This is a genomic window from Pseudomonas sp. TNT3 (genome assembly GCF_010095445.2).
In the GTDB taxonomy this organism is placed as follows: Bacteria; Pseudomonadota; Gammaproteobacteria; order Pseudomonadales; family Pseudomonadaceae; genus Aquipseudomonas.
This window is the reverse complement of sequence record NZ_WFGV02000015.1, coordinates 1-13350: the sequence shown is the minus strand read 5'-3', so window position 1 is coordinate 13350 and position 13350 is coordinate 1. Positions and strand designations below refer to the sequence as shown.

Here is a 13350-nt window from a genome sequence, read left to right as displayed (position 1 = left end):
CATGGCGGGGCTTTCGTTTTTCAGCAACCGATCACTCAGACCATCGGGTCGCCAACGTGCAGGATTTTCATGCCGTTGGTGCCGCCAATGGTGTGGTAGCTGTCGCCCTTGGTCAGGATGACCCAATCGCCTTTCTCCACTACGCCACGCTTGAGCAACTCGTCGATCGCGGCCTGGCTGACTTGCTCAGGCGGCAACGATGCCGGGTCGAACGGAACGGTGTAGACACCACGGAACATGGCCGCGCGGGCCTGGGTTTCGCGGTGCGGGGAGAACGCGTAGATCGGCACCGAAGAGCGGATACGCGACATGATCAACGGCGTGTAGCCACTTTCGGTCAGGGCGATGATCGCCTTCACGCCCGGGAAGTGGTTGGCGGTGTACATCGCGGCCAGGGCGATGGACTGGTCGCAGCTTTCGAAGACCTTGCCGATGCGGTGGCTGGAGGTCTTGCTGGTCGGGTGCTTTTCCGCACCGACGCAGATGCGCGCCATGGCTTGCACGGCTTCCAGCGGGTACAGACCGGCAGCACTTTCAGCCGAGAGCATCACGGCGTCGGTGTAGTCGAGCACGGCGTTGGCCACGTCGGACACTTCGGCACGGGTCGGCATCGGGTTCTGGATCATCGACTCCATCATCTGGGTCGCCACGATCACCGCCTTGTTGTGGCGGCGAGCGTGCAGAATGATCTTCTTCTGAATGCCCACCAGCTCGGCGTCGCCGATTTCCACGCCGAGGTCACCACGGGCAACCATCACAGCGTCGGAAGCCTTGATCAGCGCATCCAGCGTGTCGTCGTCAGCCACGGCTTCGGCGCGTTCAATCTTCGCCACCAGCCAGGCAGTACCGCCCGCTTCGTCGCGCAGTTGACGGGCGTATTCCATGTCGGCGGCATCGCGCGGGAAGGACACTGCGAGGTAATCCACTTCCATTTCCGCAGCGAGCTTGATGTCGGCCTTGTCTTTTTCGGTCAGGGCCGGAGCAGTCAGGCCGCCACCGCGACGGTTGATGCCCTTGTGGTCCGACAGGGGACCGCCGATCAGCACGGTGCAGTGCAGTTCGGTAGCAGTGGCGGTATCAACGCGCATGACCACGCGACCGTCGTCGAGCAGCAGTTCGTCGCCTACACCGCAGTCCTTGACCAGGTCCGGGTAGTCGATGCCGACCACTTGCTGGTTGCCTTCGGTCAACGGATGGCTGGTGGAGAAGGTGAATTGATCACCGATCTTCAGCTCGATCTTCTTGTTGGCGAATTTGGCGATACGGATTTTCGGGCCTTGCAGGTCACCCAGCAGGGCAACGAAGCGGCCGTGCTTGGCAGCGAGGTCACGCACCAGCTTCGCGCGAGCCTTGTGCTCGTCGGGAGTGCCGTGGGAGAAGTTCAGGCGGGCGACGTCCAGGCCAGCCAGAATCAGCTGTTCTAAAACTTCCGGCGAGTTACTGGCCGGGCCAAGGGTAGCGACGATTTTGGTACGACGGACGGACATGCAAAGACTCCTGAGTTCAAGCGCTGAGCAGAGGCTACTATGCTCCGTGGGTGTAGTCATTGTTCGAGTGCACTACTTATTTTTTTGTTTTTTTATCAATTGCATCTTTAAACGAACAAACCTGAAGATTTCGGGCAACGGGTCGATACAGAGCTCAAGACAGGAGAACCTTCATGCGATTCGTGCTTATTGCCGCCCTGGCCCTCAGTGTCACGGGCTGCACCCGTTGGTCGATGAACCATCATTTGAATAACGCCTACAGTGCTTATGACCGAGGCAACTGTGAGCAGGTGATGCTCGAACTGTCCAAGGTCGACCGCGCCAGCCGCGCCCGGCGCTATGTACAGCCAGAGGTGTCGATGATGCGGGGCCAGTGCCTCGAGCGTCAGAAAATGTTCATCGATGCCGCCCAGACATACCAGTTCATCATCGCGTCCTACCCGCAAAGCGAGTACGCCTTCCGTGCCCGCGCACGGCTGGAAACCTTGCAGAGCCTGGGGCATTACCCGATGCGGTCTGCCGCTGTCGTACGCCCGACGCAGTTCTGATTGCAGTTGTCATTTGATGGCTGGCCGACCAGCGGTAGTGAGCTATAGTCCAATAATGCGGCTTTGGAGGATTGCCCCCGGGTCGATGTCATACCTGTGATCGGCAGAAGTAAGTGGCAGCGGTTCAAGGACTGTCGCACCAGGACCAGGGAGAGCGTGCCCCTCATGCAGAGAGGCCCGTTCCGAAGCATTAGTGCGGTCCTGCTTAAGGGCCTTGCGTAGCGAAATCAGCATGTTCACTGACCGCCGAATCAAGCGGCATCAACTGCCGTATTTTCTAAAAGTGTTCAACAGCGTCACTGACAAGCCAATCGGCTTTTTGGGTAACGTGTCCGAAGACGGGCTGATGCTTATCAGCCAACTGCCGATGATGATCGGAGCGGATTTTGATCTGCGCCTGAAAATCCCTGCCGGCGACGGCGTCTACCAGGTCATCGATGTGCGGGCGTGTTGTTTGTGGTGCCATGAAGATGCGACACCGCATCACTATGATGCCGGTTTCAGCATTCAGCAGGCGCCGCCGGAATATGGGCAACTGGTCAGCGCAATAAGGCAATATTTCAGCTTCCAGCCATTGCCGGCGTCGGCTTGAGAAAGGCTGAGGATCACGGCCTGCGAACGATGGAGTGACTACCGATCCAACAGGAGCCGCCGCAGGCTGCGATCTTTTGATCCTAAGCGCCCCCACCACGCTTCCAGTTCAAATAGTGCGTCACCATAGCCGGTCCCAACTCGCCCGGTCTCACGTCCATCACGGGAATGCCGTGGGCGCTCAAGCGCTCCTGAAGTGCTGCGCGAGCGTTCAAATAATCCACCGTCTCGCAATAGGTCAACGCCTCCCCCAGGGTTTGCACCGGCATCTGTCGCGTGGTGTCGAGGACTTCTTCACGCAAGCTCGCGACCAGTACCTGATGCTGTTTACTCAACCGTTGCACGGCACTGATCAATTCTTCATCGTCCTCATCGCGCAGATTGGTGACCAGCACCACCAGGCCTCGACGCTTTTGGCGGGCGAGCAACTGGCTGACGGCCGCCTGGTAATCCGCTGGCCGCTGAGTGGTGTCCAGATCGTAAACGGTGTTGAGTAGCACATTGAGCTGGGCGCTACCTTTGGCCGGTGCGAGGTAGCGCGGTGGATCGCTGGCAAACGTACTCAGCCCCACCGCGTCGCCCTGACGCAGGGCGATGTAGCTGAGCAGCAGGCAGGCGTTAAGCGCGTGGTCAAAATGCGCAAGCTCGCTGTCCTGGCTGCGCATGCGCCGACCGCAGTCGAGCATGAACACGATCTGTTGATCGCGCTCGTCCTGATATTCCCGGGCAATCGGCGTGCGCTGGCGGGCGGTGGCTTTCCAGTCGATCTGACGCAGGCTGTCGCCTTCCCTGAATTCGCGCAGCTGATGAAACTCCAGGCCCAGGCCGCGACGTTGTCGCTGGCGTACCCCCAATTGATTAAGCCAGTTATCCACCGCCAACAATTGCCCGCCGTAGAAACGGGCGAAGTCGGGGTACACACGGGTGGTGTCGCTGACGCTTAGCAGGCGCTTTTCCGACCACAGGCCCAATGGGCTTGGCAGGCTGACTTCACAGTGTTCGAAGGTAAAGTGACCCCGTTTTAACGGGCGTACGCGGTAACCGATCTGGCTGTTCTGGCCTGGCTGAAGTTCGAATGTCAGGGGCAGGTTTTCGATGCCCAGGCCTTCGGGTACATGGTCAAAGACCTGGGCATTCGTCGGTTGTAAAAGATCGTGCTCGACCTCCAGCCGCACTTCGCTCCAGCGACCAAGCGCCAGGGTGCCAGGCATTTGTCGGCGTATGCGCGGTGAAGGCAGGCGCCTGAGACGGATGGCATCGATTATTGCCAAGGTCAGCAACGCCAGCAGCAAGCCCCAGTTGATCGATGAAAGGCTCGAGGGCAGCGTGATACCCAGCGCCCGCAACGCGCCCAGCAGGATACCGATGGCCAGCAGCGTAGCGAGCCAGGTCAGCAGCAGGCGCGAGGGTTTCATTGCCGCCCCGCGGGAGCAGGCTCCCTCACCATAGAATGTTTGCGCATGATCACAGCCGCGGTGCCGGGACTTGATCGAGCAGTTGCCTGAGTACGTGATCGACCTCAAGCCCTTCAATATCCAGCTCCGGTGCGATGCGCACGCGATGGCGCAAGACTGCCAGTGCACAGCCTTTGATGTCGTCCGGAATCACGAATTCGCCACCTCGCAGCAGGGCGCGCGCCCGGGCGCAACGTACGAGGGCAATGGATGCCCGTGGTCCCGCGCCGAGAATCAGACCTGGCCAGCTACGGGTTGTGCGGGCCAGACGGACTGCGTAATCGAGTACCTGATCGTCCAGAGGCAGGTCGCTGGCGATGCGTTGCAAGGCCAGCACATCCTTGGCCTGCAACACCGTGCGCAACGGTTGTACGTCGAGCATGTCGGCACGCGTGGAGCGGCTGACCTGGCGGACCATGTCCAGCTCCTGCTCGGCGTCGGGGTAATCCATGCGGACCTTGAGCATGAAACGGTCAAGTTCGGCTTCGGGCAGCGGGTAGGTGCCTTCCTGTTCGATGGGGTTTTGGGTGGCGAGCACCATGAAGGGTTGCGTGATAGGCAGGGCGCGACCTTCGAGGGTGACCTGGCGCTCCTGCATGGCTTCGAGCAACGCCGCCTGGGTTTTCGCCGGGGCGCGGTTGATCTCATCGGCCAGCAACAGGTTGGTAAACAACGGGCCCTTGCGCAGTTTGAATTGCTCGGTCTGCAAGTCGTACACCGCGTGCCCGGTGACGTCGCTGGGCATCAGGTCCGGGGTGAACTGAATGCGCGCGAACTCGCCGCCAAAACAGCGGGCGAGGGCGCGGACCAGCAGGGTCTTGCCCAATCCCGGGACACCTTCGAGCAACACGTGCCCGCCGGCGATCAGTGCGGTCAGCACGTCGTCGATGACAGTGTTCTGGCCAATCACGGCTTTTTGCAATTCGACACGAACCGCCTGGGCCAATTGACTGGCACGCTGGCGTTGCTGGGCGGCGTGGGAGGGTGAGCCGGGCTCGGTCTGTTCACTCATAAGGCGTTCCTCAAGGTTTGCAGGTGGGCAACCTGGCGGCTGAAGTCGGCGTTGTTGAGCCGTTGCTTCGGTCGCGGGCTCATGGCCTGGCTGATAGCGCGTGTGGGTTGGCCGGTCAGGCGTGAAAGCACCAGCCATTGCTCGGCAACGCCGAGTTGATCAAAACCTGGATGACGGCGGCGGACACGCCGCAGGATGTCTTGCTGCAGGGCTTGCAGCAGGTGGGGCTGACCCTTGCGGCGCAGCATGAAATCGGCACTGGCACGCAGGTGTTCCTGAAGTTGTCGGCGGGCTTTCGGTGCCGGGGCAAGCAAGGGACCGCTGCGCATGCCGACGTGCCAAAAGCCCAGGCCGATCAGTGCCACAAGGGCCACCAATGCCTGAGGGAAATAGCGCAGCAGCAAGGTCAGCAGGCTGTCGTGATCGGTGTTGAACATCAGGGTCACGCTTGTGTCAGCGGTCAGGTACCAGAGGAGCCAGGCGTTGTCGTACTGTCCGATGGTCGGGGTTTTCCAGAGGTCGGCATCGGTGACCACGATGATTGAGCCGAGCCCGTGATTCAGCTGCATCATGTGCGTGGCCTTGGCGCTGTTGGCCCAGGACTGCGCGAGGTTGTTCGGGTCTTCGAGGTGAAACGCCGTGTCGAAACTTGCGTAGGCCGGTGCGTCTTCGTTTTCCAGGAACAGCTTGGTCAGCTTGGGAAACGAGTCGTTGTCGAGATCGGGCGGTGGATCCTTGAGGTCTTTGCTCAGGGACTGGTGCAACTGAACCCGGTCGAGCAACAGGTCATTGCTTTGACCGGTTTTGTCATCCCATAACGATTGAGCGACAAACAGCAGTCGACCTCCGGCCCGTGTCCAGTTCATCACCTGGTCGATCTGCCGTGGGGTCATGTTGTAGCGGTCCCCGAACAGCAACAGACTGTGCTGGCGCGGATCGAGCGTAGGCAGTACGTCGAGGCTGTTGGCGTGGCCAACGGTCAGACCTTGTTTACGCAAAAAGTACTCGGCAGCCAGGTACGGATTTGCCTGGGCTTCGGGAGCGGGGCCGTGATCAATCTCGGTCTGATAGGGCGTTGCCTTGAGGTACAGATAGACACCGAGCGCAGTCACCAGCACCGCAATGAGCCCACCGATCGTCATCAACCTGGCCCGTTTCAACGCGAGGCTCCCGGACCGAATAATTCTCGCCAGCCGTCACAGAGTTCCTGTTGTGCAGGCCCTGGCGGCAGGCGATGTCCGTAGGCCATGTTTTGCCAGTGTCCGGTCAGGTTTCTGCTGAACGCCAGCAGAGCCGGTTGTTGCAGGCGTTCGATGCGCTCGAGTACCTGGCCTTCGGTGTCGGCGGGTTTCAGCGCCATGTTGTAGTCATGCAGCAAATGGCTGAGCAGTGCGCGGTAGAGCAAGCCGAGCGCTTCTCGAGGGTGACTCTGCCAAAGGCTTTCAGCACTGGCGGCGATATCGGCGGGCAGCGTTTCCCGAGTGAGGTCGAGGCCAAATGCTTGTTGTGGCAAAGGGCGGTCGATTTTGTTCGTGCTACTCGGGCGCCGGCTGACGAAGGTTCGCAGCCAGTCGCGGTAGCGCCAGATGACCAGCACCACTGCACCGATCACTGCCCCCCACAATACGACTTCAATCAGCGTGGCGATGGCGCCGAAGCGTTGAGCATCCAGCAACTTGAGAAGTGCCCTTAGCCATGCTGGCAGCTTGTCATCACCAGCCTTTTCGGCGGCGGGGTTTTCTTCGCCGAAGCGGTAACGGGTGACGCTCTCCTTGTTTTTGAACGGTGGTTGATCGAGAAGCGCCTTGATGCTGTCCCGAGACGCCTGGCTGGTGAGCGGCTGCTCCAGCAGGCGCGGGGCGTCAGGTGAGGTGACCGGTTCAGCTGCCCACGTGGATTGCGTGACGGGAACCCACAGAAGCGCCGCCATCAGCAGGACCCCCGCGGTGCTCGCCAGACGCTGGCGCAATCGACGGAACACCAATTCGATATCCCAGGCTTCCAGCACCGTGCGCCGGTTCAGGTAAAGGCTGAAACCGCAGGCGACATAAATCGGTTCCCACACCACCAGCACCAGGACGTAAAAGGCATTCGTCAGGTGTTCCAGCCACCGCCAGTCCTGCTGCGTGGCGGTGATCAAGGTTTGCCAGCTCCAGTCGAGTTCGGTTTGTTGCGGCAGTAGCAGGTAGAACAGCACCATCAGACCGATCCAAAGCGCGCTTTCCAGGTGCACGCCGATGATCGTCAGCCACCGGGCGGCGCCTGCATTGCGCTGCAACAGCACTTGCAAACGCTGTTGCCGCGCCTGACCGCTCAGGCCTTCGAGTTGCACTACAGGCATGAGAAAGCTGCGACTCAAGCTCAGGCGTCGCCAGGTCAGGCTGGCCAGCAGTTGGGGTTTGAGCAGGCGCGGCCATTGGCGCAGTGCCTGTTTCAGGGTGGGTGTTTCACCGAACATGGCTTTGGAGAGGATGTACAGCGGCAGGCGTTCGAACGCCGGTTTCAGCCACCAGAAGATGAACACGGCGAGCGATGGCGAATCCCACAACGCCCAACTCAGCAGCGCGAAGATCGGCAAGGTCACGATCGCCCAACTGGTCATCAACAGGCGTCGGTGGCGCTGGCTGAGAAGTACGCCAAGGTCCATGGCTTCCCAGTGGTTGCGGGGACGGATAACAACGCTGGCATCACTCAGGCGCATGGCGGGTCCGTCCGGCAAACAGCAAATACAGCGCCACCAACATCCAGAGCAGTGCACCGACCAGGTATTTGGTGGTGGGCGCGGGTGCGGTCATGGACGACCAGTACGCTTCGATAAAGGCGGCAATCAGCAGAAACAACATGACCCCGCAAATCAGCAGTACGCTTTTGCGCGCCGCCAATCGCAAGGCTTCGACGCGAGGCAGACGACCCGGTGCGATCAGCGCCCAACCCAGTTGCAGGCCTGCGGCCCCGGCCAGGGCGATGGCGGTGAGTTCGAAAGCGCCATGGCCGATCACGAATGACCAGAAAGTTTGCCCATAGCCGATCTGCGTGAGATGCCCGGCTACCGCGCCAATCATCAAGCCGTTGTAAACCAGGAAAAACGCGCTGCCCAAGCCAAACAGCACACCACTGGCGAAGGTCTGAAAGGCAATGCCGATGTTGTGCATGATGTAGTAACCGAACATGACCCAGTCTTCGCTGGCGGCTCGTTCCGCTGAACGACCCAAGTGACCGCCATCGGGGTCGTACATGCTTTGCATCTGACTGACCTGCTCGACCGGAATCAGGTTGTAGACCAGGTCCGGGAACAGGTAAACCAACAGCGCGAAGCCGATCAGGCTGCCAAAGAAAAGCAGGCTGGCCGCCAGGACAAAGCGCCATTGCGCGCGCACCAGGCGGGGGAAGTCCGCCAGAATGAACGCCAGTGCATTGGCGCCGAGTTGGCTGCGATGTCGATAAAGCTGTTGATGACCACGCAGGACTTGTTGCTGCAGCGAGTCGATCAGGAAACTGCTGTAGCCGCGTTCCTGAGCCAAGGCGAGTTGGCAGCAAAGGCGCCGGTAATCGCCCGGAAAACTACCGGTCCGTGACGTTTTTCTACCCCGTTCCAAGGCATCAAGCGTCAGCGAAAATCGCTCCCATTCGGCTTTGTGCCGATTCTCGAAAAGACTTTGCTTCATGCGGGGCCCAACAAGCCGCGGGCGATTGCGTTGAGCTCGACCACGGACCCTGACGCGGGAAGGTGTAACGGCTGCGCCAGGATGGACGCGAGTTCATTGATCCGCGCCTCGGAAAGCTCACGTTGGCGTTCGGCAAATCCAAGAATGGCGCGTTGCTCGACCAACGTCAGTGGCACTGCGGGTCGACGAGGTTCGACGTCGGGCAGTTGTGGTCGAGTGAGGGGGTGTTCGCGGTAAATCACAAGGGTGCCGGCGGCGAGATCACCGAGGCGTTTGAAGGTGGGGTGTTGCAGGCAACTGATGGCGCCGAGAAAGTAACCGAACGGCAGCATATCGACGAATCGCAGCAGGTTGCGCAGCAAGGATGCGGACCAGCCGATGGGTGTGCCATCGTCTTGGACAACCCGCAGGCCCATGCATTGCTTGCCCGGTGAACGGCCTTGATTGAGTACTTCAAACAGGACCATGTACCACCAACTCACGATAAAAAGCAGGATGGAACCCAGCCCGGCGCCCAGCTTTCCCAGGAATGCCAACACGATAAACAGCAGGCCCAGAATCAGCCCGCGCAGCGCCAGATCGATGGCGAACGCCACCGCTCGCACCATTAGCCCGGCCGGACGCAAGGGCAAGTCGATGCCTTCCGGCGTTTCGACCTGGTGCCGCGTATCCAGTGGCGGGGACAGCGTCGCTTTCCTTGGCAGTGCTGTGGTCTCGAGCATGGGCAACCTTGGTGTGGCCTGTTCGGGATTCGATGTGCGTCCGATGCTAGCAGTCTCTCGGGGGGGAACGACATCACTATGTAACGCGCCGTAAGTAACGCGAGATGACTGAATCACAAGAATGCTGGCCGGGGCGGGAGGTGAACGCCTAGACTTTGCCGATCTTCAGTTCAGGAATAGCCCGTGACCTCCATCTTCTGGTACGACTATGAAACCACTGGCATCAACCCTCGCTGCGACCGTCCGCTGCAAGTTGCGGGTATTCGTACAGACTTCGATTTGAATGAGATTGACGAGCCGGTCAATCTTTACTGCCAACCCAGCGAAGACATCCTGCCCCATCCTGCGGCCTGTGCAATCACTGGCATCACACCGGGCTGCCTGGCCGAAAAGGGGTTGAGCGAGGCCGATTTCATGACCCGCGTGCATGCCCAACTGGCAGCGCCCGGCACCTGTGGCGCCGGGTACAACACCTTGCGTTTCGACGATGAGATGACCCGCTACAGCTTGTACCGAAATTTTTTTGACCCTTATGCGCGCGAGTGGCAGAGCGGTAGCAGTCGCTGGGACCTGATCGATGTCGTGCGCGCCGCCTATGCCTTGCGTCCGGATGGCCTGGAATGGCCGACGGACGAAGAGGGGCGGGTGACGCTCAAGCTTGAACGCCTGAGCGCCGCCAATGGCATTGACCATGGCCATGCCCACGAAGCGCTGTCGGACGTTCGGGCCACCATCGCTCTGGCTCGCCTGATAAGGGAAAAGCAGCCGAAGCTCTATGACTGGTTGTTCCAGTTGCGCAGCAAGCAGAAAGTGATGGATCAGATCCGGCTGTTGCAGCCGATGGTGCACATTTCGGGTCGCTTTTCGGCGGCGCGTCATTATGTCGGGGTGGTGTTGCCGCTAGCCTGGCACCCGCGCAACAAAAACGCCTTGATTGTCTGCGATTTGCACCTGGACCCTGAGGGGCTGCTCGACCTGGACGCCGAGTCATTGCGCCAGCGGCTGTACACCCGACGAGATGACCTGCTCGACGGCGAGTTGCCGGTGCCTCTCAAGCTTATTCACATCAATAAATGTCCGGTGGTTGCACCGTTGGCGGTTCTGCGTGAGCAAGATCAGCAACGCCTTGGGCTGGATATGGCGCTTTATCAGGCACGCGCGCTGCGGCTAAGTGACGCACAAAATGTTTGGAAAGATAAAGTTCAGGCCATCTATGCCCGCGAGGACTTCGCCCAGAGCGAGGATCCTGAGCAACAGTTATACGATGGTTTTATCGGTGATCGGGATCGTCGTCTATGTGAGCAAGTCCGGGTGGCAGACCCGGCGCAATTAGCACAACAACAGTGGCCGTTCGATGATGAACGCTTGCCTGAATTATTGTTTCGATATCGCGCCCGTAACTTCCCCGATACCTTGAGTAGCCCAGAGCAGGAACGTTGGAAATTATTCTGTCAGCAACGTTTGTCGGCACCCGAGTGGGGAGCGCCGAATACGCTGGATTCTTTTGCAGAAGCCGCAGCCCAATTGACGCTTACTGCAACATCTTCCCAGCGAGCGGTGCTTGATGAATGGCAGAAATATGTCCAGGCATTACGCGTTCGTTTGAATCTTTGAAAACGAACATGCCCGGGCTTGAATGCCAGGCATAAAAAAACGCCAGCGTCAGCTGGCGTTCTTTTCTATCGCAGATCAGTCCGCGACAGCCCTGCGGCTTAGCCCAGCAGAGTTGCCCAACCTTCAACCACGTCACCGCCCCACTTGGCTTTCCACTCTTTCAGAGTCTTGTGGTTGCCACCTTTGGTTTCGATGACTTCGCCGTTGTGCGGGTTTTTGTATTGTTTAACTTTGCGAGCGCGCTTGGTGCCAGTAGTTTTTACTGCGCCGCCACGTGGTGCTTTGGTTTTGGACTCTGGGTCCAGCAGCGCAATGATATCGCGCAGAGACTTGGAGTATTCGCCCATCAAGGTGCGCAGTTTGCCTTCGAATTCCAGCTCGGTTTGCAGTTTGTCGTCTTGGGACAGGTTCTTCAAACGGGCTTGCAGCTCTTTGATAGCTTCTTCGGTGGCGCGATATTCGTTGATCAAGGACATGGTGACTACCTTATGTTGGGCGCTGGATAGCAGGTGACAGTGGCCAATAATAGTCAGGGTGTTTCATCAAGTAAACATTTAACCGTCGTTTTATTTAATTCACTTACGGCGAACAGGGCATTAACCCCGTTCGCAGTTAATTATTAGTGAATCGTGCTTAACGAATATTCACAATTGACTCTTGAATAACCGCCACAAGAGCACCATCGCGCGGGTCGGCTATGTGAGCGGAGCCTCTTTTAGCTGCCGCGTGCAAGGCAAGGCATCATCAATACTGCAGTTTTGCTGCGTAATCGCTAGAATGGCGGCCTTTGCGAAGTTCTGGAGTTTCCCCCTCATGCGCACTTTTCGGCTGGTGATTGCTTGCCCGGACCGCGTCGGCATCGTTGCTAAAGTCAGTAACTTTCTGGCGTCACATAACGGCTGGATCACTGAAGCGAGCCATCACTCGGACAATCTCAGTGGCTGGTTCTTCATGCGTCACGAAATTCGTGCCGACTCGCTGCCCTTCGGTATCGAAGCCTTTCGCGAAGCGTTTGCGCCGATTGCCGAAGAGTTCTCGATGAACTGGCGCGTTACCGATACCGCGCAGAAGAAGCGCGTTGTCTTGATGGCCAGCCGTGAATCCCACTGCCTGGCCGACTTGCTGCACCGCTGGCACAGTGATGAACTGGACTGCGAAATCTCCTGCGTGATTTCCAATCACGACGATTTGCGCAGCATGGTCGAGTGGCACGGTATTCCTTACTACCACGTACCGGTCAATCCGCAGGATAAGGAACCGGCATTCGCCGAGGTCTCGCGCCTGGTCAAACAGCACGATGCTGAAGTGGTGGTACTTGCCCGTTACATGCAAATCCTGCCGCCGGAGTTGTGCAGCGAGTACGCGCACAAGGTCATTAACATTCACCACAGCTTCCTGCCGTCGTTCGTCGGGGCCAAACCGTATCACCAGGCGTCCATGCGCGGCGTGAAGTTGATTGGCGCTACCTGTCATTATGTGACCGAAGAGCTGGATGCCGGTCCTATCATCGAACAGGACGTGGTTCGCGTCAGCCACAGCGACAGCATTGAAGACATGGTGCGTTTCGGGCGTGATGTCGAGAAGATGGTGTTGGCCCGTGGCCTGCGTTATCACTTGGAAGACCGCGTGTTGGTTCACGGTAACAAGACTGTGGTGTTCTGACAGCTACCCGATACCGGTTGAAATTCGAAGGGCCTGGGCGTTCAATCGCTTCAGGCCCTTTGCCGTTTCTGACTTGAGGATTTGTTGATGGCCGATCCACTTGATAAAGCAACTTCCAAAGCGCCCGCTACGTTGGGGGAGGGGTGCTTGAGTCGTTATGATCCTGAAGAGTTGAGCGCGGAGGATGGTACGGAGTTTCCTGGGGCGGCGCAGTTGTGGGACGCGTTGCATCCGAAGCCTGAGCGGTTGCCTGAGGGGGATGCCTGATAGTCGATCATGTACCCGGATCAACTGTAGGGTTGGCTTGCTAGCGATGGCGTCCTGGCAGTCGACCCTTTTCTTCGGATGTATCCGGATCAAACTGTGGGAGCTGGCTTGCCGGCGATGGCGGCCTGATCGGCGGTGAGGCTCTTGCTGGTGTACATATCCATTCCTGCGGTCACGGCTTCTATTGGTTTCGCCCTTACGGCGAGTCACTTGGAAGAGCGCCAAGTAACCAAACGCTCTTGCCCCTTTCGTACGGTGCCTCGCCTGGGCTCGGCATTCCCTCGCTCCGGTCCTGCTCCGTGGGCCCGCCGCGATCGGCCATCCATGG

Annotated in this window: 13 protein-coding genes; 5 read left to right on the top strand and 8 right to left on the bottom strand. The window is 59.1% G+C overall.

Going from position 1 to position 13350, the window contains the following annotated elements; all coding sequences use genetic code 11:
* Nucleotides 1-35: 35 nt before the first annotated feature.
* Nucleotides 36-1487 carry a pyruvate kinase gene (pyk, locus tag GBC55_RS11445; RefSeq protein ID WP_162439638.1) on the bottom strand — a complete coding sequence of 484 codons (1452 nt, stop codon included), beginning with the start codon at nucleotides 1485-1487 and terminating at the stop codon, nucleotides 36-38.
* Nucleotides 1488-1660: 173 nt separating this feature from the next.
* On the opposite strand from pyk, the gene GBC55_RS11440 reads away from it, so the two are divergent.
* Together GBC55_RS11440 and GBC55_RS11435 are read left to right on the top strand one after the other, a co-directional pair.
* A complete protein-coding gene (locus tag GBC55_RS11440; protein ID WP_162439637.1) occupies nucleotides 1661-2035 on the top strand; it encodes a tetratricopeptide repeat protein in 375 nt (124 codons plus the stop codon).
* 232 nt (nucleotides 2036-2267) lie between these two features.
* Nucleotides 2268-2627: a PilZ domain-containing protein gene (locus GBC55_RS11435; protein WP_162439636.1), complete on the top strand. Its 360-nt coding sequence runs from the start codon at nucleotides 2268-2270 to the stop codon at nucleotides 2625-2627.
* 82 nt (nucleotides 2628-2709) lie between these two features.
* Here the strand turns inward: GBC55_RS11435 and GBC55_RS11430 are convergent, their stop codons facing one another.
* From GBC55_RS11430 to GBC55_RS11405, 6 genes are read right to left on the bottom strand one after another with little or no spacing between them, the layout of a single operon-like run.
* Nucleotides 2710-4041: a DUF58 domain-containing protein gene (locus GBC55_RS11430; RefSeq protein ID WP_162439635.1), complete on the bottom strand. Its 1332-nt coding sequence runs from the start codon at nucleotides 4039-4041 to the stop codon at nucleotides 2710-2712.
* 49 nt (nucleotides 4042-4090) lie between these two features.
* Complete coding sequence (locus GBC55_RS11425; RefSeq protein ID WP_162439634.1) at nucleotides 4091-5092, bottom strand: MoxR family ATPase; 1002 nt, start codon at nucleotides 5090-5092, stop codon at nucleotides 4091-4093.
* A complete protein-coding gene (locus GBC55_RS11420) occupies nucleotides 5089-6234 on the bottom strand; it encodes a DUF4350 domain-containing protein (protein ID WP_162439668.1) in 1146 nt (381 codons plus the stop codon). The genes GBC55_RS11425 and GBC55_RS11420 overlap by 4 nt, the downstream gene beginning before the upstream one ends.
* Nucleotides 6235-6248: 14 nt before the next feature.
* Nucleotides 6249-7793: a DUF4129 domain-containing protein gene (locus GBC55_RS11415; protein ID WP_162439633.1), complete on the bottom strand. Its 1545-nt coding sequence runs from the start codon at nucleotides 7791-7793 to the stop codon at nucleotides 6249-6251.
* Complete coding sequence (locus GBC55_RS11410) at nucleotides 7780-8757, bottom strand: stage II sporulation protein M (RefSeq protein ID WP_162439632.1); 978 nt, start codon at nucleotides 8755-8757, stop codon at nucleotides 7780-7782. Before GBC55_RS11410 ends, GBC55_RS11415 begins: the two co-directional genes overlap by 14 nt.
* A complete protein-coding gene (locus GBC55_RS11405; protein ID WP_162439631.1) occupies nucleotides 8754-9479 on the bottom strand; it encodes an RDD family protein in 726 nt (241 codons plus the stop codon). The genes GBC55_RS11410 and GBC55_RS11405 overlap by 4 nt, the downstream gene beginning before the upstream one ends.
* A gap of 183 nt (nucleotides 9480-9662) precedes the next feature.
* Here GBC55_RS11405 and sbcB point away from each other — a divergent pair, with 183 nt between their 5' ends.
* Nucleotides 9663-11093, top strand: a complete 1431-nt coding sequence (sbcB, locus tag GBC55_RS11400) for an exodeoxyribonuclease I (RefSeq protein WP_162439630.1) — start codon at nucleotides 9663-9665, stop codon at nucleotides 11091-11093.
* Between the two features lie 98 nt (nucleotides 11094-11191).
* Here the strand turns inward: sbcB and mvaT are convergent, their stop codons facing one another.
* A complete protein-coding gene (gene mvaT / locus GBC55_RS11395) occupies nucleotides 11192-11569 on the bottom strand; it encodes a histone-like nucleoid-structuring protein MvaT (RefSeq protein ID WP_007933316.1) in 378 nt (125 codons plus the stop codon).
* Between the two features lie 337 nt (nucleotides 11570-11906).
* On the opposite strand from mvaT, the gene purU reads away from it, so the two are divergent.
* Nucleotides 11907-12755 carry a formyltetrahydrofolate deformylase gene (gene purU, locus GBC55_RS11390; RefSeq protein ID WP_162439629.1) on the top strand — a complete coding sequence of 283 codons (849 nt, stop codon included), beginning with the start codon at nucleotides 11907-11909 and terminating at the stop codon, nucleotides 12753-12755.
* Between the two features lie 87 nt (nucleotides 12756-12842).
* Nucleotides 12843-13022 (top strand): hypothetical protein, encoded by a 180-nt coding sequence (locus tag GBC55_RS11385; RefSeq protein WP_162439628.1) that lies wholly within the window; start codon nucleotides 12843-12845, stop codon nucleotides 13020-13022.
* Nucleotides 13023-13350 lie beyond the last annotated feature (328 nt).